This is a genomic window from Dictyoglomus sp. GBS (assembly GCF_055179815.1).
The window spans coordinates 1054863-1077257 of sequence record NZ_CM143687.1; the positions used below are offsets into that span (position 1 = coordinate 1054863).

23 protein-coding genes are annotated in these 22395 nt (G+C 32.1%); all 23 read left to right on the forward strand.

What is annotated here, in order from left to right:
• The first annotated feature begins 1 nt into the window (after position 1).
• The 23 genes from rph to dnaG all read left to right on the forward strand — a co-directional run bounded on the left by rph (position 2) and on the right by dnaG (position 22394).
• Positions 2-724, forward strand: a complete 723-nt coding sequence (gene rph / locus ACY3IT_RS05065) for a ribonuclease PH (protein ID WP_463081897.1) — start codon at positions 2-4, stop codon at positions 722-724.
• Positions 721-1323, forward strand: coding sequence for an RdgB/HAM1 family non-canonical purine NTP pyrophosphatase (gene rdgB, locus ACY3IT_RS05070; protein ID WP_463081898.1), 603 nt, complete (start codon positions 721-723; stop codon positions 1321-1323). Before rph ends, rdgB begins: the two co-directional genes overlap by 4 nt.
• Positions 1324-1326: 3 nt before the next feature.
• Positions 1327-1704: a RidA family protein gene (locus tag ACY3IT_RS05075; RefSeq protein WP_463081899.1), complete on the forward strand. Its 378-nt coding sequence runs from the start codon at positions 1327-1329 to the stop codon at positions 1702-1704.
• A gap of 26 nt (positions 1705-1730) precedes the next feature.
• Positions 1731-2408 carry a rhomboid family intramembrane serine protease gene (locus ACY3IT_RS05080; protein ID WP_463081900.1) on the forward strand — a complete coding sequence of 226 codons (678 nt, stop codon included), beginning with the start codon at positions 1731-1733 and terminating at the stop codon, positions 2406-2408.
• Between the two features lie 15 nt (positions 2409-2423).
• Positions 2424-3266 (forward strand): SDH family Clp fold serine proteinase, encoded by an 843-nt coding sequence (locus ACY3IT_RS05085; protein WP_463081901.1) that lies wholly within the window; start codon positions 2424-2426, stop codon positions 3264-3266.
• 97 nt (positions 3267-3363) lie between these two features.
• A complete protein-coding gene (gene hrcA / locus ACY3IT_RS05090; protein WP_463081902.1) occupies positions 3364-4401 on the forward strand; it encodes a heat-inducible transcriptional repressor HrcA in 1038 nt (345 codons plus the stop codon).
• Positions 4402-4409: 8 nt separating this feature from the next.
• The gene (locus tag ACY3IT_RS05095) at positions 4410-5150 is read left to right on the forward strand and encodes an RsmE family RNA methyltransferase (protein WP_463081903.1); all 741 of its coding nucleotides are present in this window, start codon (positions 4410-4412) and stop codon (positions 5148-5150) included.
• 4 nt (positions 5151-5154) lie between these two features.
• Positions 5155-6408: a MiaB/RimO family radical SAM methylthiotransferase gene (locus ACY3IT_RS05100; protein WP_463081904.1), complete on the forward strand. Its 1254-nt coding sequence runs from the start codon at positions 5155-5157 to the stop codon at positions 6406-6408.
• 16 nt (positions 6409-6424) lie between these two features.
• Positions 6425-6595, forward strand: coding sequence for a 30S ribosomal protein S21 (gene rpsU, locus ACY3IT_RS05105; protein WP_148807442.1), 171 nt, complete (start codon positions 6425-6427; stop codon positions 6593-6595).
• 7 nt (positions 6596-6602) lie between these two features.
• The gene (locus ACY3IT_RS05110) at positions 6603-7499 is read left to right on the forward strand and encodes a PhoH family protein (protein WP_463081905.1); all 897 of its coding nucleotides are present in this window, start codon (positions 6603-6605) and stop codon (positions 7497-7499) included.
• Positions 7496-7927 (forward strand): rRNA maturation RNase YbeY, encoded by a 432-nt coding sequence (gene ybeY / locus ACY3IT_RS05115; RefSeq protein WP_463081906.1) that lies wholly within the window; start codon positions 7496-7498, stop codon positions 7925-7927. Before ACY3IT_RS05110 ends, ybeY begins: the two co-directional genes overlap by 4 nt.
• Positions 7915-8292, forward strand: coding sequence for a diacylglycerol kinase (locus ACY3IT_RS05120; protein WP_463081907.1), 378 nt, complete (start codon positions 7915-7917; stop codon positions 8290-8292). Before ybeY ends, ACY3IT_RS05120 begins: the two co-directional genes overlap by 13 nt.
• 42 nt (positions 8293-8334) lie before the next feature.
• A complete protein-coding gene (locus ACY3IT_RS05125) occupies positions 8335-9585 on the forward strand; it encodes a hemolysin family protein (protein ID WP_463081908.1) in 1251 nt (416 codons plus the stop codon).
• On the forward strand, positions 9582-11183 hold the full coding sequence (locus ACY3IT_RS05130) for a CTP synthase (RefSeq protein WP_463081909.1): 1602 nt from the start codon (positions 9582-9584) through the stop codon (positions 11181-11183). Before ACY3IT_RS05125 ends, ACY3IT_RS05130 begins: the two co-directional genes overlap by 4 nt.
• Entirely contained in the window at positions 11183-11575 is a 393-nt protein-coding gene (gene cdd / locus ACY3IT_RS05135) for a cytidine deaminase (protein WP_463081910.1), read from the forward strand. Before ACY3IT_RS05130 ends, cdd begins: the two co-directional genes overlap by 1 nt.
• Positions 11575-12468 (forward strand): GTPase Era, encoded by an 894-nt coding sequence (gene era, locus ACY3IT_RS05140; protein ID WP_463081911.1) that lies wholly within the window; start codon positions 11575-11577, stop codon positions 12466-12468. The genes cdd and era overlap by 1 nt, the downstream gene beginning before the upstream one ends.
• 17 nt (positions 12469-12485) lie before the next feature.
• Positions 12486-13145: a deoxyribose-phosphate aldolase gene (deoC, locus tag ACY3IT_RS05145; RefSeq protein WP_463081912.1), complete on the forward strand. Its 660-nt coding sequence runs from the start codon at positions 12486-12488 to the stop codon at positions 13143-13145.
• Positions 13129-13842: a DNA repair protein RecO gene (gene recO / locus ACY3IT_RS05150; protein ID WP_463081913.1), complete on the forward strand. Its 714-nt coding sequence runs from the start codon at positions 13129-13131 to the stop codon at positions 13840-13842. Before deoC ends, recO begins: the two co-directional genes overlap by 17 nt.
• A 5-nt stretch (positions 13843-13847) precedes the next feature.
• The gene (gene glyQ, locus ACY3IT_RS05155) at positions 13848-14735 is read left to right on the forward strand and encodes a glycine--tRNA ligase subunit alpha (protein ID WP_463081914.1); all 888 of its coding nucleotides are present in this window, start codon (positions 13848-13850) and stop codon (positions 14733-14735) included.
• 4 nt (positions 14736-14739) lie between these two features.
• A complete protein-coding gene (gene glyS, locus ACY3IT_RS05160; protein WP_463081915.1) occupies positions 14740-16803 on the forward strand; it encodes a glycine--tRNA ligase subunit beta in 2064 nt (687 codons plus the stop codon).
• A 92-nt stretch (positions 16804-16895) separates the two neighbouring features.
• On the forward strand, positions 16896-19565 hold the full coding sequence (ppdK, locus tag ACY3IT_RS05165; RefSeq protein ID WP_463081916.1) for a pyruvate, phosphate dikinase: 2670 nt from the start codon (positions 16896-16898) through the stop codon (positions 19563-19565).
• A 51-nt stretch (positions 19566-19616) separates the two neighbouring features.
• Positions 19617-20651, forward strand: a complete 1035-nt coding sequence (locus ACY3IT_RS05170) for a deoxyguanosinetriphosphate triphosphohydrolase (RefSeq protein WP_463081917.1) — start codon at positions 19617-19619, stop codon at positions 20649-20651.
• Complete coding sequence (gene dnaG, locus ACY3IT_RS05175; protein ID WP_463081918.1) at positions 20652-22394, forward strand: DNA primase; 1743 nt, start codon at positions 20652-20654, stop codon at positions 22392-22394. It begins immediately after the preceding gene.
• Position 22395: the final 1 nt, after the last annotated feature.

Below are 22395 nucleotides of genomic sequence, written 5' to 3' on the forward strand. Positions count from 1 at the left end.
AATGATCAGGATTGATAAAAGATCAAACACAGATCTTAGGCCAGTTAAAATTACAAGGAGATATTTAAAATATCCTCTTGGTTCAGTTCTTATTGAGATGGGCGAAACTAGAGTAATATGTACTGTATCCATGGAGGATAAAGTACCACCATTTTTGAAAGGAACTAACCAAGGATGGCTTACTGCAGAATACGGAATGCTTCCTGGATCTACACCAGAAAGAAAAGTAAGAGATATAGTAAAAGGGGCAATAAACGGAAGATCTCAAGAGATACAAAGACTGATAGGACGTTCTTTGAGAGCTGTTATAGATTTTTCTAAGTTAGGTGAAAGAACTCTCTGGATTGATGCTGATGTTATTCAGGCTGATGGGGGAACAAGGACAGCTGCAATTACTGGAGCTTTTGTTGCTTTATACGATGCATTAGAAAAATTAAGAAGGGAAGGACTTATAAAGGAGATACCTATAAAGGAGTTTGTTGCTGCTATAAGTGTTGGAATTGTAGATGGTGAGATTTTGTTGGATCTTTCATCAAACGAGGATATGAGGGCAGAGGTTGATCTCAACGTTGTAATGACAGAGAGTGGAAGATTTGTTGAGATCCAGGGGACTGCTGAAAAGGTACCTTTTACTCATGAACAATTAGAACAGATGTTAAGTTTGGCTAAACAGGGTATTCTAAAACTAATAGAAATCCAAAAAAAGACATTAGGTTTATTATGAGGTATATAGTATTAGCTACCAAAAATAAAGGAAAAATAAAAGAAATTTATGAGATTTTAAAAGAATATAAAGATTATTTAAAAACCTTGGATGAATTTATAGAGATATCTTTACCGGAAGAAATAGGAAAAACTTACGAAGAAAATGCTTTTCTAAAAGCAAAATTTATTTCTGAAAAATTAAATCTACCAGCTATAGGTGAAGATTCTGGATTAGAGATAAATATGTTAAAGGGTATATTGGGAGTTTACTCCTCAAGGTTTGAAGAGGATTTAAGTTATAAGGAAAGAATGAATATTATACTTGAAAAATTAAGAGATGTGCCTTGGGAAAAAAGGACAGCAAGGTTTATTTGTAAAGTAGTATACTATGATCATAAAAATGATATAAAAATAGTGACAGGAGGAGTTGTGGAAGGTTATATAGCTTTTGAAATAAGGGGAGATTCTGGATTTGGTTATGATCCAATTTTTTATTATCCTCCCCTCGGGAAAACTTTTGGAGAATTGAAAGAACAGGAAAAGAATGAGATAAGTCATAGAACTATAGCATTTAAAAAATTAAAAGAGTTTTTTCCAATTTTAATTAAAGGAGGTTAATTTATGAAGGAGATTATATCAACTTCAAAAGCTCCTTCTGCTATTGGTCCCTACTCTCAAGCTGTAAAGGTAGGAAACTTAATCTTTATATCAGGACAAATTCCTATTGATCCTTCTTCTGGAAATATGGTGGATGGAGATATAAAGGAGCAAACTAAAAGGGTATTAGAGAATATAAAAGGTATTTTAGAGGCTGTAGGAGCAAGTTTAGCAAATGTGGTGAAAACTACAGTATTCATGATAGACTTATCTGAGTTTTCTCTAATGAATGAAGTTTATAAAGACTATTTTCCAGAAAAACCTCCAGCAAGATCCACTATACAAGTATCAGCATTACCTCGTGGTGCAAAAATTGAGATAGAAGCAATAGCTATACTATAAAATATATTATTAAGAAGGTTAATAGAATGATCCCTCTAAGAGATGATATTCCTTCAAAAAAATATCCTTTTGTTAATACCTTACTTATATTTATTAATATAGCCGTTTTTTTATGGGAAATTACATTACCATCATATATTAGGGAAAATATCTTCTTTAAGTTTGGTATTTTGCCTTATCGTTTCTATAATCCAAATTTGTTATCCTCTGCGATTTTATCTCTTTTTACATCCATGTTTCTTCATGGGGGATGGTCTCATATTATTGGTAACATGATATATCTTTATATATTTGGGGATAATGTGGAAGATGCTATGGGACATTTTAGATATTTACTTTTTTATCTTTTTTCTGGAATTGTTGCTGGTTTAGTCCAAGTCCTATTTAGTGTAAATCCATATATACCTGCTATTGGAGCAAGTGGTGCTATAGCGGGAGTTTTAGGAGCTTATATCAGATTCTATCCAGGGGCAAGAATTTTAACTATAGCTTTTTGGGGTTTTTTTATTGATTTTATTTATGTTCCTGCCTTTATTTATTTGGGTTTATGGTTTATTTTGCAATTATTTTCTGGTTTTTTCTCATTGATATTTTTAGACTTAAGCGGTGGAATAGCATGGTGGGCTCATATAGGTGGCTTTGTTTTTGGGTTTATGATTTCTAAATATTTTAGAAAAAGATATTGGTATTACTATTATTTTTAAATAGGAGGTGATTTTATGGGTTTTTGGGATATATTTTGGATAGTCTTTATATTAAGTAGTTTGTCTCCCATAGTAAGACAAAGGGTTATTGAGGCTGAAAGATTTAGGTTAATACAGCTTATAGAGAGAAAAAGAGGATCAAGAGTTATAACCCTGATTCACAGACAAGAAACAATGAATCTTTTTGGTATTCCCATAGCAAGGTATATAAATATTGAGGATTCAGAAGAAGTTTTAAGAGCAATAAGATTGACACCGGAAGATATGCCTATTGATCTTATTTTACATACTCCTGGTGGACTTGTACTTGCAGCAGAACAAATAGCTCATGCTTTGAAAAATCATAAGGGGAAAGTAACAGTTTTTGTTCCCCATTATGCTATGTCTGGTGGTACATTTATAGCTTTGTCAGCAGACGAGATCATTATGGATGAAAATGCGGTTCTTGGTCCAGTAGATCCACAACTTGGTGAATATCCTGCAGCTTCCATATTAAATGCAATAAATAGAAAAGGTGCAGATAAGGTTGAGGATAAAACTCTTATATTAGGAGATGTGGCAGAAAAGGCTATTAAACAAGTAAAAGAATCGGTTTATGAACTGTTAAAAGACAAAATGTCAGAAGAAAAAGCTAAAGAACTTGCAGAGATCCTTGCTACAGGTACATGGACTCATGATTATCCTATAACTGTTGAGGAGGCCATAAAATTAGGTTTACCTGTTAAGGTAGGATTACCGAAAGAGATATATGCCCTTATGAACCTTTATCCTCAAAATCCAGGAACAAGACCTTCTGTTCAGTATATACCAGTTCCCTATCAACCATATAAAGGAGTGCATAAAGGTAATGAAAAATAATAACAAATTAAACCTTTTAATCTTTTTTTAAAACTTGACATAAAATTAAAATTAGTGCTATTATGTTAAAGGAAAAATTAGCAGTCTTAAAGGGAGAGTGCTAAGGTTGTTAGACGATAGAAAAAAGATCATACTAAAAATTACAGTAAAGGATTATATAGAGTCTGCTCAGCCGGTAAGTTCAAGAATATTAGCTAAAAAATATTTACTGGGATGGAGTCCTGCTACTATTAGAAATGAGATGGCAGATTTAGAGGAAGAAGGTTATCTAATACAACCTCATACTTCGGCTGGTAGGATTCCATCTGATAGAGGTTATCGTTTCTATGTGGATTTTCTTTTAGATAATTACGAATTATATAATGAGGACATAGAGGTAGCTAATAGTATAATTTTTTCTTCAATTAATTGGGAAGGGCTTCTTAGAAGAGTTGCTGAGTTAATTTCTGAGAGAACTGCATTTATTGGTGTGGTTCTATTCCCCCAACTTGATAAAACTACCTTGAAAAAGATTGAGTTTATAGACTTGAAAGAAGATGCTGTTGTTATAATTGTTACTACTTCTACAGGTGTTGTTAAGGAAAAGATAGTAAGATTGTCTAACTCTATGTCTGAAGAGGAATTTAATGATTTGAGGGTGAAACTTAATACAAGGTTTGAAAATAAGGAGCTTCAGGAGATTTATTGGACATTATCTAAGGAAAAACTAGATTTTAAAATGCCGATAGAAATAAAAACTGGAGTTTTAGATATTTTACAAGACTTATTATATACAGAAAGGGAAGAGGGCGTAATTGTAGCTGGTGTTTCAAAGATATTACAGTATTTAGAGTTTCAGAATATAAATAAAGTAAAAACCTTATTAGATGTCTTAGAGGAGGAAAAAACTATCTCCTCTTTGCTTTTTACTTCCTATCTTAGAAAGGGTTTAACAATACTTATTGGAGGAGAGATTAGTATTCCTGAACTAATCGATTGTAGTATTATTACAACTGTATATTCTTTAGGAGAAAATACTATAGGGTCTATTGGTATGATAGGTCCAAAGAGAATGAAATATGAAAGATCTTTAGCCTTTGTAGAACTTATAGGTAAAACTTTATCAGAAAGGTTAACCCAACTTTTAGGAGATTAATATTATTTATGTCTCCAACTTTCTTTGCCTCAAAACTGAAACCTCCAGACTATTTGATAATTGATGATAAAAATGATGTTTACCATATTTCTAAGGTGTTGAGAATAGAAAAGGGAGATCAACTACAGGTAAATTATGATTCTAAATTGTATCTAACATTAGTTGAAAAAGTAAATGACAAAGAAATAACTTGCAAAATTGTTTCTGAGATTGGAGACAAAGAAAGCAAGGTAAATATTTATCTTTGTCAAAGTTTACCAAAGAAAGATAAGTGGGAGCTAATTTTGGAAAAATGTACCGAGTTAGGAGTTTTTGCTTTTATTCCTTTACAAACCCAAAGAAGTATTGTAAACTTAACAAAAGAGGAATTTGAGAAAAAGTATGTTAGGTGGAATAAAATAATAAGAGAAACAGTTAAACAGTGTGGAAGGAATTTTGTACCAAATCTTTTTAACGTATTGAATTTGGAAGAATGTCTTAGGTTGGCTAAAGAAGAAAAGGCAGATATATTGGTAGCATGGGAAGGGGCTAAAGAGGACTTAAAAAAAGTGTTTGAAAATGGAGTTAAAGATAAAGTTTTTCTTTTTATAGGTCCAGAAGGAAGCTTTAGTGAAGAAGAGATAGAGATGATGAGAAATTTTGGGGGAAAATTTTTTAATATGGGACCAAGAATATTAAAAGTGGACACTGCTGCTATTGTTTCTTCTGCTCTCCTTCTCTATGAGAAAGGAGGCTTAGGTTTACTATAATACCTTGAGTAGAAAAGTTGCTTTTTATACTTTCGGATGTAAAGTAAATCAGTATGAAACAGAGAAGCTTAAATATTTAGCTATAAAAGAGGGATGGGATGTAGTATCTTTAAATGACGAACCTGATCTTTTCTTTATTAATAGTTGTGCTGTAACTCATGTAGCAGAGAGAAAAGCAAGAAGACTCATTAATTACATAAGAAACCATTATAAAAATACTAGAATTGTACTTGCTGGTTGTTACTCAGAAAGGATTAAACTTTTACCAGAAGAATTGAAGGTAGATTTTTTGTTGGATAATAAAAAAAAGTGGGAATTTTTCGGGGGTAATGAAGATTCTGTATTCTTGGTATCTGAGGATAGAGCAAGAGCTATTCTTAAAATACAAGATGGTTGCAATCAATTTTGTAGTTATTGTATAGTTCCTTATCTTCGTGGTAGAGAAAGAAGTAAAAGTTTGGATTATGTAATCAGGGAAGTTGAAGAATTGGTAGCTCGTGGCCATAAAGAGATAGTATTAACAGGAATAAGATTAGGTGCATATGGGCATGATTTAGGAGATAAAAATGCTTTAGTAAAGCTTCTTACTGATATATTTGAAATAGAAGGACTTTACAAAGTAAGACTAAGTTCTTTAGAACCAATGGATATATCTGATAAATTGATTTCTATTGCTTCTCATCCTAAGCTTTGTAGGCATTGGCATATACCTCTTCAAAGTGGATCTGATGAGATCCTTAGAAAGATGAATAGGAAATATGATACCAAATATTTTTCTGATCTTGTCAATAAGTTAAGGGAAAAAGTGCCTGATATTGCAATTACTACAGATATAATAGTTGGATATCCTGAGGAAACCGATGAACATTTTAAACAAACCTTAGAATTTGCTAAAAAAATTAGGTTTATGAAAATACATGTTTTTCCTTTTTCTCCTCGCCCTTTTACTCTTGCTGGAAAGCTTACCCCTCTTCCTCCTAAGATAATAGAAGAGAGAAAAAGGAAATTGTTAGATCTGAGTAATTTATTATGGGAAGAATATGTATCATCTTTTATAGGTAAAGAAATCGAGGTTATGATAGAAGAGAAAGAGAGTAATATATACAGGGGTACTACTGATAATTATATAAAGGTGGAGTTTGAAGGTCCATACTATTTGGAAGAAGGTAATTATGTAAAAGTAATATTAGAAGATATAGATGAGGAAAAGAGTAAAGTTTATGCAAAATTATTGAAAGATGAGTTAAAAATAAGATAAGAAAGGAGGGAAGAATGTGACAGAAGTAAGAGTAGGAAAAGATGAAAGCTTGGATAGTGCTTTAAAAAGATTTAAGAAAAAGTTACAAGAAGATGGAGTATTGTCAGATATACGTAGACATGAATATTATGAAAAACCTAGTGAAAAAAGGAATAGAAAAAAAGCTCAATCAAAGAAGAAAAAGTAAGTGATATATGGAAAGGACTATAATTAAAACAGAGATAATAATACCAAAAGAATTACAAGCATATAAGGAAAATATTGCTAAAAAGTTAAAAGAAATAGAGGTTATAGAAGAAAACATAGAAATAAAAATATTAGAGGATAGGATTACAATGAATGGATCTCCTGAAGTTATAAAAAGGGTTGAGCAGTATTTATTGGACCAGATAAATAGTTTTTCTATGAAAGGGCCTACTGATGGAAGTAAACTTCTAATTTTTGACAAAAAAATAGTAAAAGTATTAACCCCGGGGCAGAAAAAATATGTGGAAGCTATAGAAAAAAATGAAATTGTTATTGCAAAAGGGCCCGCAGGAACAGGTAAGAGCTTTTTGGCTATAGCTATGGGTATTTCTTTTTTGAGGAATAATATAGTAAAGAAGATAGTATTGACAAGACCAGTAGTTGAAGCAGGTGAGAAGCTTGGTTTTCTCCCTGGGGATATACAACAAAAAGTAGATCCATATGTTAGGCCGTTATATGATTTTTTAGAAGAACTTTTAGGACTAGAAAGGCTTTTAAAATATATAGAGAGAAATATGATAGAGATAGTTCCATTAGCATATATGAGAGGGCGGACCTTCAAAGATTCTTTTGTTCTTCTAGATGAGGCACAAAATACAACTCCAATGCAGATGAAAATGTTTTTAACAAGATTTGGTTTTGGGAGTAAAATGGTTGTTGCAGGTGATGTTACTCAAACAGATCTTGATACTAATAAAATGTCTGGTCTTATACATGCTTGGAATATTTTGCAAGGAATAAAAGGTATTGCTTTTGTGGAACTCACGGAAGAAGATGTGGTTAGACATGATATCGTGAAAGAGATAATTAAAGCTTATGAAAAATGGGAGAAAAAAATTAAATGAGTGTAAATGTATTTGATTTGAAGAATAAAATTAATAAGAAGGAACTTGATAAAGTAAAAGACTTTATTAAAGAGGTTTTTAAGAAAAAGGGATTTTTACCTAATAAATATGATTTATCTATTGTTATAGTTGATGATGATAAGATTAAAGAGCTAAATAGTAAATATAGAGGGAAAGACATACCCACAGATGTTTTGTCATTTTCCTTAGGAAAAGATCCCAAGGGTAGACTTATTGGTGAAATATATATCTCTTATGATACTGCTACAAAACAGGCAATAGAAAATAATAAAGATTTATTAGATGAAATAGCTTTTTTAAGTCTTCATGGCACTTTACATATTCTTGGTTATGATCATGAAGAAGAAAAAGATTTTGAAGAAATGGAAAGAGAAACCTTAAAATTAATAAGTCTATGGAAAAAATGAAAAATAGAAGTCTTAGGGAAAGTTTCACTAAAGCAATAGATGGTCTTGTATTTGGTATTAAATACGAAAGAAACATTAAAATTCAGATATTAATTACAGGTATATTAATTCTCTTTATGCTTTGTTTTCATTTTAGCTTAAATGATATACTTGTTGTGTTATTATGGATTGGAGTTGTTATAAGTGCTGAGTATATGAATACAGCTATAGAAAAGGCTATGGACTTTATAAATAATAGTTATTCTCCTCAGATAAAAATAGTTAAGGACTTGTCAGCATCAGCTGTTTTTATATTGTCGCTTTTGGCTTTTATTTCAGGTATTTTAATATTTATAAAATATATAAAAATCTTTAGACTTCAATAAAAGGGGTGTGAGGAAAAGCTGGAATATTTTACGATATTAATTTTGTTATTTATTTCTGGTTTTCTTTCTGCTTTAGAGACATCGCTTCTCTCATCACCTAAGATTCGACTTCACCATTTAGCAGAGAATGGTGATAAAAGAGCAAAACGGTTGATGAAATTGATGGAAAATTCTCAGAAGCTCTTAGGTACGATTCTTATTGCTAATAATCTTGTGAATATCTTGATTTCTTCGATTGCTACAAGAATAGCTCTAAGTATAACTCAAAATTTTGGTATAGCTATTGCTACAGGTCTTTCTACCTTCTTTATAGTAATTTTTGGAGAAGTGATCCCTAAATCTTTAGGATTAAGATATAAAGAGAGGTATGCTCTATCTGTAATCTATTTATATTATCCCATATATTTAATAATGCTTCCTATTACCAACTTTGTACTGACTTTTAGTAGTCTTTTTTATAAAATAATTGGTGGAAGCCAAGAAAAGATTTCACCCTTTGCTACTATAGATGAATTTTTAACCTTGGTAAATGTAGGTGAGAAAGAGGGAATAATAGAAAAAGAAGAAAAGGAATTAATTAATAATGTCCTTGAGTTTACAGATACAGAAGTACATGAAGTTATGGTGCCAAGAATAGATATGGTATGTATAAGCTCTGATGCTTCCTTAAAAGAGGCATGGAAAAAAATAATTGAAGAAGGTCATTCAAGGTTACCCGTATATGAAGGAAGTATTGATAATATTATAGGTATTGTACATGCTAAAGATATTTTGAAAGCTCTTGCCGAAAAGGATCAAAATATTGGCTTAAAAGATCTTATAAGAGAAGTAATATATGTACCTGAGAATATGAAGATTAATGAGCTTTTTAATGAGATGAGAATGCGAAAGGCACATATGGCTATAGTAGTAGATGAGTATGGTGGTACCGCAGGTTTGGTAACCTTAGAGGACCTTTTAGAGGAGATTGTAGGAGAGATAGAAGATGAGTATGATAAAGAAGAAACTAAATTCTCTTTTATAGATGATCACACATTATTAGTGGATGCTAAGATGAATATTTATGAACTTAATGATGTATTAGAGGAGTCTTGGGGTATAAGATTGCCAGAAACAGAATATGATACCTTAGGGGGGCTCATTTTGGATATTTTAGGGCGAGTGCCATCAAAAGGTGAAGAGATTGATTTAGGGGATGTAGTTATTAAAATAGAGAGTGTAAGAAGACAAAGAATTGAGAGAGTAAAAATTATTAAAAAAACTAAGAAGGATGAGGGAGAAGAGGAGAAATGAAGGATACAAAATTCATTTTTATAACTGGCGGAGTTATATCATCCTTAGGAAAAGGTCTTACAACGGCATCTTTGGGACGTATCTTAAAAAGTAGGGGTTATAAAGTAACAGCACTGAAGTTCGATCCATATATAAATGTGGATGCTGGTACTATGAATCCATATCAACATGGAGAAGTTTTTGTAACTGAGGATGGTGCAGAAACGGATCTTGATTTGGGTCATTATGAAAGATTTTTGGATGTAAATTTGTCTGCTCTAAATAATGTTACGACAGGCAAGATATATTCAAGAGTGATAAAAAAAGAAAGAGAGGGAAAATACTTGGGTTCAACTGTACAAATAATTCCTCATATTACAGAAGAAATAAAAGAAAGCATTAAACTAGTAGCAAACGAAACCCAAGCTGATGTAGTTCTTGTGGAGATAGGAGGTACAGTAGGTGATATTGAAGGCTTACCTTTCTTAGAGGCTGCAAGGCAATTTAGAAAAGATGTAGGTAAAGATAATGTTATTTATCTTCATGTTACTCTTGTCCCATCTTTATTTCCTACAGGAGAATTAAAAACTAAACCTACCCAGCATAGTGTTAAAGAATTAAGAAGTATAGGAATTCAGCCGGATATAATCCTTTGTAGAGCAAAGGATAAATTACCAAAGAGTATTAGGGAAAAGATTGCCTTATTTACAGATGTAGAGCCTGAAGCAGTAATAAGTGGGGTGGATGTAAATGATATCTATGCTATACCTCTTTATTTTGAAGAAGAAGGATTAGGAGATTTGGTATGTAATATTTTGGGGTTGGAGAAAAGAGAGAGTGACTTAAGAGATTGGTCTGAAATGGTAAATAAAAAACTTCAGAGAGAAATAAATGTAACAATTTTAGGTAAGTATGTAACATTACCAGATGCTTATTTAAGTGTAGTACAAGCCCTTAATCATGCAGCGAGATTTTATGGGGTAAAATTAAATATAAGATGGATAGAAAGTGAGAAGGTAAATTCACTAAATGTAAATGAAATCTTAGAGGGTACTGAAGGGCTTTTGGTACCTGGAGGATTTGGAGCAAGAGGTGTTGAGGGAATGATAGAAGGAATTAGATGGGCAAGAATAAATAAGATTCCTTTCTTGGGTTTATGTTTAGGACTTCAATGTGCAGTTATAGAATTTGCAAGAAGTATTGGGTTAAAGGATGCAAACAGTAGTGAGTTTGATGAAAATACTAAAGATCCAGTAATAGATCTTATGTCTGAACAAAAAAATATTCAAGATAAGGGTGGAACTATGAGACTTGGAGCTTATCCTTGCGTAATTGATAAATCTTCCTTAGCTTATAAGTATTATCAGCAAGAGATTGTTTATGAAAGACATAGACATAGATACGAATTTAATAATAAATATAGAGATCTTTTTGAGAAAAACGGTCTTAAAGTAGTGGGTACTTCTCCTGATGGAAGATTGGTTGAGATGATTGAGCTTATAGATCATCCATGGTTTGTGGCTACCCAATTTCATCCTGAATACAAATCAAGACCTCTTAATCCTCATCCCCTTTTTAAAGGGTTCATAGAAACTATAATAAAGGAGAAAGCTAAATAATGGAAGATAAAGACCTTCTTGAAATTGCAAGAGATGTTTTGAAATTTTCCTATTCTCCTTATTCTAACTTTCCTGTAGGAGCTGTTTTGTTAACTAAGAGTGGAAAGATATATACTGGAGTAAACATAGAAAATGCTTCTTATGGTCTAACTATTTGTGCTGAACGGGTTGCTATTTTTAAAGCAGTTAGTGAGGGTGAGGAAGAATTTTTGAAAATTGTGATTGTTGGTAAAGATGGAGATGGAGTACCACCTTGTGGGGCTTGTAGACAGGTTATGATGGAATTTTCTCCTAAGATGGAAGTATTATTGTATAATTCTAAAGAAGAAAGATTTTATAGATATAAAGTAGAAGAGTTATTACCTCACAGTTTTAAATTGGAGGAAAAATAATGGGCAATACTAAACTTGCTTATGTAAGTATTATAGGTAAGCCCAATGCTGGTAAATCCACCCTATTGAATCTTTTAGTAGGAGAAAAAGTTTCTATAGTAGCTGACAAACCTCAAACAACAAGGCAAAGGATATTAGGAGTTTTGACTTTAGAAGACGCACAATTTATTTTTTTAGATACTCCTGGATGGTTTCCTCCAAAACATTTACTTGGGGAGTATATGCAAAAAACTATTAAACAGACTATTGAAGACTCTGATATTGTATTATATGTAATTGATGCAACCTTAGAACTTGATGAAGATAATAAAACCCTTCTTCATTTTGTAAAAGGGCAAAAAAAACCCTGTTTAGTATTACTCAATAAGATTGATGCTGTATCACCGAAAATTTTGGAAGAAAGAAAAAATAAGATTATCTCCTTAGGAGTAGATCCAAATAATATAATTGAAATATCAGCTCTATATGGTACTAATAAAGATTTACTTTTAGAAAAACTAAAGGAATTATCTCCAGAAGGTGAATTTTTATATCCTCCAGATATGTTAACTGATCAAACAGATAAATTCTGGATTTCAGAAATAATAAGAGAAAAGATCATTCATCTTACTCATCAAGAAGTACCTCATTCGGTTGCAGTATATGTAGATGAAATTGATGAACGAAAAAATGGACAACTTATTTATATTCGTTCAACTATTATAGTTGAAAGACCTACTCAGAAGGCTATCTTAATTGGAAGAAATGGTCAGATGTTGAAGAAAATAGGTACTCTTGCAAGAATGGAGTTGGAAGAATATTTTAAAAAACAAGTGTATTTGGATCTTTGGGTGAAAGTTAGAGAAAAATGGAGGAAGAAACCCGAAATTTTGAGAGAGCTTGGATATATTTAATATTAGGGAGAAATTATATGGATAAAAAGACTTTAGCAAAAATGATAGATCATACCTTACTAAGACCTAATGCCTCTTCAAAGGATGTGACTGATTTTTGTAAAGAGGCATTAAAATATAGTTTTGCTTCTGTATGTATTCAACCTTATTTTGTCCCCTTAGCATATAGTATTTTAAAAGACTCTGATATAAAAGTTTGTACAGTCATAGACTTTCCTCATGGTCTAAACTCTTCTTCATCAAAAGCTTTTCAGGTTGATGATCTTTTAAGAAAAGGTGCAGAAGAGTTTGATATGGTAATTAATATTTCTGCTATAAAAGATAGAAATGAAAAAGTACTTAGGGAAGATATAAGAAAAGTTTTAGAGGCTTCACAAGGAAAAGTAGTAAAAGTTATTATTGAGACATGTTATCTAACAAATGAAGAGAAAATTTATGTTACAAATATAATAAAAGAAGAAAAAGCTCATTTTGTAAAAACATCTACAGGTTTTGGCCCCTCAGGAGCTACATTAGAAGATGTGTTGCTTCTTAAGAAAATTGCAGGAAAAGAGTTAAAGGTTAAGGCAGCAGGAGGTATAAGAACTTTAGAACAAGCTCTACAAATGATAGAATCAGGTGCTGATAGAATAGGTACATCTAATGGGATAGCTATAATAAATGAACTTAGAGAGTAGATATTATTATGAAGAAGGGTTAATTATAGATAGAAGGAAAATAGGAGATGGAGATTTGGTTTTACTTTTTTACGGAAAAGAGAAAGGAAAGTATTGGGTGAAGGCTCCAGGTGCTTTAAAAATAAAAAATCGCCTAAGAGGAAAGGTTGAGGTTATTACTCTTGGAAAAGGATATTTTGTGAAAAGGAAGGAATTAGATCTTCTTATAAATTGGGAGGTAATAGAAAGATTTGCTAATATAAAAAAGGATGTAGATACCTTTATATATGCTACTACTTATATAAAAAGGGCTGAGAAATTTCTTCCTGAGGGGGTAAAAGATAAGGAAGTTTTTGATCTATTATATAATTTTTTAAAGGAAATAAAAAAGAATAATGCTACTACTTCAGGGGATATCTTCTTAATTAAACTTTGGCAAAAACTTGGACTTTTACCTTTCCTCCCAACTAACTGTGAAAAGTGTGGAAGAAAATTTAATAGCGATGAAAAATTGTTATTGAATATCGAAGATTATAAAGTTTATTGTGTGGGTTGTAATAATTTGGATATAGAAATAGATTTAGAGATTATAAACAAATATAATGAGATTTTAACTTATGATTTTAATTATATAATTGGATCTAATATTATTACACGCTTTGAAGAAATAAAAAAATTAATGCCTATTTTGACAAAAAGGATAGAACAGGAGGTATAGAAAAAATGCTTTTTCAAGAGATTATTTATAAACTTGATGAGTTTTGGCATAAACAAGGGTGTATAATTCAACAACCGTATGATATAGAAGTTGGTGCTGGTACTATGAATCCTGCTACTTTTTTTAGAGTATTAGGTCCAGAACCTTGGTATGTTGCATATGTAGAGCCCTCGAGAAGACCTACTGATGGTAGGTATGGAGAAAATCCAAATCGTCTTCAACATTATTATCAGTATCAAGTAATCCTTAAGCCTTCTCCAGATGATGTTCAAGAAATCTATATTGAAAGTTTAAGATATTTAGGTATTGATATAGAAAAGCATGACATAAGGTTTGTTGAAGATAATTGGGAATCTCCTACCTTAGGAGCATGGGGGATAGGTTGGGAAGTTTGGTTAGATGGAATGGAGATTACTCAATTTACATATTTTCAGCAGTGTGGGGGATTTGATTTGTTTCCTATATCTGCTGAAATAACCTATGGTCTTGAAAGAATTGCTATGTATATACAGGGAGTTGATGATTTCAAAGATATAAAATGGCAAGACAATGTAACTTATGGAGATGTACACCTGCAGGGGGAAATAGAGCATTGTAAATATAATTTTGAATTAGCTGATGTTGAGAGATTAAGATTATTATTTAATGAATATGAGAAAGAGGCAGAAAGATTGTTAGAAAGTGGATTAACTTTTCCTGCTTATGATTACGTTTTGAAATGTTCTCATACATTTAATTTATTAGATGCAAGAGGTGCTATAAGTGTGGTACAAAGAACACAATATATATCACGGATTAGAAAATTAGCATCAAAAGCTGCTGAAAACTATTTAAAAAGTAGAGAAGCTTTAGGATATCCTCTTCTAAATAAGGCGTGGAGAAAGGGGGCATAAAATCTTGGAAAGAGATCTCTTAGTTGAAATAGGCACAGAAGAGATGCCAGCAAGTTTTTTAGAACCAGCAATTAAACAAATAAAAGATTTTTCTGTTGATTATTTTGAAAAAAATTATTTAAGATACAGTGATTTAAAAGTTTGGGCAACACCAAGAAGGTTAGTTATATATGTGGAAAAATTAAAGGATTTTCAAGAATCTCAAGAAGAAGAGATAAGAGGACCTGCAGCCCATATAGCATATAAAGATGGTGAATGGACAGATGTTGCTAAAAAGTTTGCTGAACAAAATAAGGCAGATTTAAAAGATTTAATTATAAAAGATACTTCAAAAGGAAGATATGTTTTTTTAAAAAGGGTAAGAGAAGGAAAACCTACAATAGAAATTATCCAGTCTTTTGTAGTAGATATGCTTAAGAGTATAAGATTTCCTAAGATGATGAAATGGGGAAATGTTAATTTTACTTTTGGAAGACCCATACGCTGGATTCTATCTCTTTATGGAGATGAATTGGTACCTATAAGTGTGGCAGGGGTAAATTCATCAAAATACACAAGACCTCCAAGATTTTATTTAAGATCCTTCATAGAAGTTAGTGATGCAACAAAATACTTAGATATCTTAAGAGAAAATTTTGTAATTGTTGATCATATAGAAAGAAAGGATAATATTTTAAAACAAATAAAAGAAATAGCTGAGGCTAATTCTCTCATATTAGATTATGATGCAGAACTATTAGATGAGGTTAATTTTTTAGTAGAATATCCTACTGCTTTATTAGGACACTTTGATGAAAGATATTTAAAATTACCAGATATAGTTTTGAAGGTGACATTGGAAAAGAAACAAAGATATTTTCCATTGAGAAATGAAGATGGTAATTTAGTTAACAGGTTTATAGTAATAAGAAATGGGACAAAGGAATATGCGGATATTGTAATAGAGGGTAATGAAAGGGTTTTGAAAGCAAGACTTGCTGATGCAGAATATTACTTTAATGAAGATATTAAGAATCCTTTGGAAAGTTATACGTCAAAATTAGAAGGTATTATTTTCCAAGAAAAGCTTGGTACTATTAAAGATAAAGTAGAAAGAGTAAAGAAAATAGTTTATGAAATTTCAAGGATTTTGTCTCTTTCTGAAGATGAAACAAAAATATTGGTACGGTGCGTTGATTTATATAAAGCAGATTTGGGGACTTTAATGGTTAGTGAGTATCCTGAACTACATGCTATTATGGGAAGCATCTATGCTAAAATTTCAGGAGAAAAAGAACCTATTCCTACAATAATTGGTGAATATATCTATCCAAGAACCTTAGATGAAAAGATACCATCTCACTATTTAGCATCTCTCTTAGGAATTGCGGATAGAATAGATAGCCTTGCTGGATATTTCTTTTTAGGTCTTTTCCCTACTGGATCTGAGGATCCTATTGGACTAAGGAGAATTACAGGAGGTCTTCTTAAGATATTTTTAGAAAGTGATATTAGGCTTAGTATAAAGGAGCTTCTTGAGTATGCTTGGAAGGTATATGGTTTTGGTGAGAGTAGAGATAGACTTTATCAAGGTTTTATTTTTATAGGTCAAAGATTAAGGAATATTTTATTAGATATGTATCCTCTTGAGGTAGTGGAAAGTGTTTTGAGTGTGGATTTTGATCCATTATGGAAAACAAAAAGAAGAATTGCTTTTATTATTGAAACAAAAAAGGATCCAAATTTTAATAGTGTGGTTAAAGCTTTCAATAGACTTTATAGGATCTTACCAAAGGAGTTAACCTTGAAAGAAATCAGGCCAGAACTTTTTGTCTCAAATTATGAGAAAAAGTTATATGAGGATTTTGTTAAAATAAAAAATGATTTAGAAAAAGATTTAGAAAAAGGTGATTATCTGAATCTTTTTAAGCATGAACTATTAATTACTTTTGCTAATGACATAGAAGCATTCTTTGACAACGTTTTAGTGATGTCTCCAAATGAAGATGAGAAGAATAATAGGCTTTCTTTAATTTGGAATATTAAAACCTTTTTATGGGAATTTTGTGATTGGAGTAAACTTTCATAACTTTAAACTTTCATTAAAATTAGTCTTGATACGTTTATGATATAATCTCATAAGATAACTTTAAAAAAATATAAAAGTAAGGAGGATGACATATGTCAAAGAAAAGAGTATATCTATTTGAGGAGGCAGATGGTAAAAATCGTCTTCTTTTTGGTGGAAAAGGTGCAGGATTAGCAGATATGACCAAAGCAGGTCTCCCAGTTCCTCCAGGATTCATTATCACCACTGAAGTATGTAAAGAATATTACGAAAACGATAAGAAACTTCCAGAAGGTTTAATGGAAGAAGTTTTAGCAGCAATGAAAAAATTGGAGGAAAAGACAGGTAAGAAATTTGCTGATCCTGAGAATCCACTACTTGTTTCTGTAAGATCTGGAGCACCTGTATCAATGCCAGGAATGATGGATACAATTTTAAACCTTGGACTTAATGATGAGACTGTTAAAGGTTTAGCAAAAAAGAGTAATAATGAAAGATTTGCTTATGATTCTTATAGAAGATTTATACAGATGTTTGGAAATGTAGTTCTTGGTATTCCTCATGAGAAATTTGAGGAAATTTTAGATCACTATAAGAAAGAGCAAGGAGCTAAATTAGATAGTGAACTTACAGCCGAAACTCTTAAGAAAGTAGTAGAAGCCTATAAAGAGCTTGTTAGGAAAGAGAATGGTAAAGATTTCCCTCAAGATCCATATCAACAACTTGAAATGGCTATAAAAGCAGTTTTTGATTCTTGGAATAATGAAAGAGCCATAATTTATAGGAAACTCCATAATATTCCAGAGGACTATGGTACAGCAGTAAATATTGTAACTATGGTTTTTGGAAACATGGGTGATGATAGTGGTACAGGAGTAGCCTTTACGAGAAACCCATCTACAGGAGAAAAGGAATTCTATGGTGAATATTTAACTAATGCACAGGGTGAAGACGTGGTAGCAGGAATAAGAACTCCTCAACCAATCTCAAAATTAGCAGAAGAAATGCCTGAAGTTTATAAGCAACTTCTTGAAGTTAGAGATCTACTTGAAAAGTATTATAGAGATGTTCAAGACATAGAATTTACAATTGAGAAAGGAAAACTTTACATGCTTCAGACAAGAAATGCAAAAAGAACAGCTGCAGCAGCAGTTAAAATAGCTGTAGATATGGTCAAGGAAGGATTAATTACAAAAGAGGAAGCTATATTAAGGGTTTCTCCAGAACAGATAAATCAGTTGCTTCATGCCCAAATAGATCCAAAGGCTGAAAAGAAAGTAATTGCAAAGGGTCTTCCTGCATCTCCAGGTGCAGCTTCTGGAAAAGTGGTATTCTCTTCTCGTGAGGCAGAAAAGAGAGGAAAAGAAGGAGAAAAAGTCATCCTTGTAAGACCTGAGACCACACCAGATGATATTGGTGGTCTTGCAGCAGCTCAAGGTGTATTAACAAGTAGAGGTGGAATGACAAGCCACGCAGCTGTAGTTGCAAGAGGAATGGGTAAGCCCGCTGTAGTAGGATGTGAGGCAATAAAGATAGATCTTGAGAAAGAAGAATTTCGTGTGGGTGATGTGGTAGTAAAGAAAGATGATGTTATTACAATAGATGGTTCTACTGGTGAAGTAATTTTAGGAGAGGTTCCAATGATTCCACCTACTTTAAGCAACGAATTAATAGAGCTTCTTTCTTGGGCTGATGAAATAAGGAAGATTGGTGTAAGAGCTAATGCAGATACTCCTGAAGATGCCCAAAAAGCATTTGAATATGGTGCTGAAGGGATAGGTCTTGCAAGAACAGAGCATATGTTCTTAGGAAATAGGCTTCCATTAGTACAAGAGATGATTCTTGCAGAAACTGAAGAAGAAAGAAGAAAGGCTTTAGAAAAATTATTACCAGTACAAAGAGAGGATTTTATAGGATTATTCAAGGCTATGCAAGGAAAACCTGTAACAATCCGATTAATTGACCCACCATTACATGAATTCTTACCACCATTACTGGATTTAACTGTAGAAGTTGAAATTATGAAAGCAAAGGGAATTACAGGAAAAGAATTAGAAGAAAAAGAAAAATTACTTTCTGTAGTAAAGAGATTGCATGAGTTTAACCCTATGATGGGATTTAGAGGTTGTAGATTGGGAATGATTTATCCAGAAATATTTGAAATGCAGGTAAGAGCAATTATGGAGGCGGCTGTTGCAGTAGCTAAAGAAGGACTTCCTGTAAAACCAGAAATTATGATCCCTCTTGTAGCATTAGAGTCTGAAATGAAAGTTCTTGGAGATTTAATACATAGAGTAGCAAAAGAAGTTTTAGAAAAGAGTGGAGTTAATATTGAATATAAGGTTGGGACTATGATTGAGGTTCCAAGAGCTGCATTGATTGCTGACAAACTTGCTCAAATTGCTGAGTTCTTCTCCTTTGGTACTAATGACCTTACTCAGATGACCTTTGCTTTCAGCCGTGACGATGCTGAAGGTAAGTTCTTAGGAAGATATAGAGAAAAGGGATACATTGAGGATGATCCATTTGAACACTTAGATACACAAGGTGTAGGAGAACTAATGAAAATAGCAATTCAAAAAGGAAGATCTACAAGACCTGACTTAAAAGTTGGAATCTGTGGTGAACATGGTGGAGATCCTAAGTCTATAGAGTTCTGCTATCAAATAGGTTTGAATTATGTAAGTTGTTCACCTTTCAGAGTACCTGTTGCAAGACTTGCTGCTGCACAAGCTACATTGAAATATCAAAAGCAAATGGAATTTGTAGATAGGACAGCTTAAAGAGGTGATAAATTTAGGGGGGAGGAGTAAAAACTTCTCCCCCCTAAGAGAATGTTAATCAGGGAGAGATTAGAAGAACAAGAAAAAATTTTATTTTCACCTTATGCTACTTTGAGTAGTAAAAGCAAGGGTAGAATTGTCTTTGAAGAAGAATGTCCTTTAAGGACATGTTTTCAGAGAGATAGAGATAGGATTATCCATTCTAAGGCTTTTCGAAGGTTAAAACATAAAACTCAAGTGTTTCTTGCTCCAGAGGGAGACCATTATAGAACTCGTTTAACTCATACCCTTGAAGTATCACAAATAGCTCGAACTATTTCAAGGGCTCTTTCTTTAAATGAAGATCTCACCGAGGCTATAGCTTTAGGGCATGATTTGGGCCATACTCCTTTTGGACATATGGGAGAGGATGTTCTTGACGAGATTTTAAAGTCTTATGGTTATTCTGGTTTTTCTCATGCTGAACAAAGTTTAAGAGTTGTTGATAAAATAGAGAAAGGTGGCAAGGGGTTAAATTTAACATATGAGGTAAGGATGGGTATATTACAGCATAGCAAAGGGCAAAAAGATCTTAGAATTTGTTTTAGTAACAAGGTTTGCGAGACTTTAGAAGGGGAAGTTGTAAGATTTTCAGATGTTATAGCTTATTTAAATCATGACCTTGATGATGCCTTAAGAGCAGGAGTGATAGATGAGAAGTATATACCTGAGAAGATTATAAGGATTCTTGGGAAAACACACAAAGAAAGAATAGATACCATGGTAAAGAATTTAGTCTTTAATAGCCTAAATAAAGATCATCTTGAATTTGAATATGATATTCTTGATGCTATAGAGGAGCTTAGAAATTTTTTATATGAGACTTTGTATATAAATCCGCATGTTAAATCAGAAAATGAAAGGGTTAAACTCTTATTATATGGACTTTTTGATTACTTTATGAAAAATCCTAAAAAACTTCCTCAAAATCTTCCAGAAGATGATTTAGTAATAAAAATTAAAGACTTTTTGGCAGGAATGACAGATAGATATGCAATAGAGTTATATGAAAGTATCTTTATCCCAAAGCCATGGAGGTTCTTCTAAATGGGTTTTTTGATGGAAGATTTTGTAGAGGAAGTTAAACAAAGGATTAATATAGTAGATGTTATTTCAAGATATGTGAGTCTTAAAAAAAGTGGGAAAAATTATGTGGGCCTTTGTCCTTTTCACCAGGAAAAAACGCCATCTTTTTATGTGAGTCCTGATAAAGGACTTTACCATTGTTTTGGGTGCGGGGCTGCGGGAGATGTTTTCTCCTTTCTTATAAATTACAGAAATATAACCTTCAGAGAAGCATTAGAAGAATTAGCACATGAGGTAGGTTTAGAATTGCCAAAAAAATCAGAGACTATTACAGCAGAAGGTAATGTTTTATTAGAAATTTATAAGTCTGCTGGTGTGTTTTATCATCTTTATCTAACAAGTAAATATGGAGCAGAAGGAAGGTTATATTTAAAAAAAAGGGGTATTTCACTAGAGACTCAAGAAAAATTTCTTTTGGGATTTTCTCCTAAAAATTCCTTGCTTCTTCTTAGATATCTTATTAAAAAAGGTTTTCAAAAAGAGGATATCATTAAATCTAAAATTTTATATAACGTAAAAGATGAATGGAAGGATCCTTTTGCTGGAAGAATAATTTTTCCAATATTTAATCTTAGAGGTCATATAATAGGTTTTGGGGCAAGGACCATAACTAGCGAAGACCCTAAATATATAAACTCTCCAGAGAGTGAGATATTTAGTAAAGGTAAAAATCTATATGCCCTATTTCAAGCAAAGGAAGTTATAAAAAGAGATGGGGAGGCAATTTTAGTTGAAGGATATATGGATGCTATCTCACTTCATCAAGAAGGTATAGGTAATGTGGTGGCTTCTTTAGGTACTTCGTTAACTTCTTCACAAGCGAAGCTTTTAAAAAATTATACTAATAAAGTGATATTAGGATATGATCAAGACCCAGCAGGTTTTCAAGCAGGGAAAAGAGCATTATCTATTCTTGAGTTGGAAGGTTTAGATGTATATTGGTTATCTCTTCCATCTGACGTAAAAGATCCAGATGAGTTTATACAAAAATATTCAAAAGATGAATTCTTGAATCTTATTAAAGATAGTAAACCTTCTTTAGATTTTCTTGTTGATCATGTATTAAATTTACCCATGACCTTTAAAGAAAAATTAGAAGAAATAATTGAAATATTGACATCTTCCATTCTTCGTAGTAAAAATATACTTGTCCAGCAAGAAAAAGTAAAGCAATATTTACCATTAATAAGTAAGAGAATAGGAGTGCCCGAAGAAGGGCTTCAAAAAGAGATACAGAAGAGAATTTTTTCTGGTAGAATAACAGAGGATAAAGCTAAGGTTCAAATAACACGTTATTATGGAGTATCAAAAACGGAAGAAGCTTTGTTAGGATTGATTTTATTGGGTGTTGAACATACACAAATAAAGAATATGAGTCCTGATGATTTTACCTTTGTGTTGTATCAGGATGTTTTAAAAAAGTGGAGGATTTGGGATAAAGAAAAGGGTTTAGAAGAATTTTTAAGTCAATGGGAAGAAGATAAAAGAATCCTTATAGAGAGGGCAATTTTATCAGGTGAAGAGTTTATAAAACAAAAAGATATAATTCCCTACTTGTGGGATCATTTTCAAAAGCTTAGAATAAAAAAGGAGATAAACAGATTGATAGAGGAGTTATCAAAATCATTGACTGATCTTGAAAAAGAAAAAGAAATTATGGAAGAAATATATTTCTTGAGGAGTCTTTTAGAAGTAAAGAAGTGAA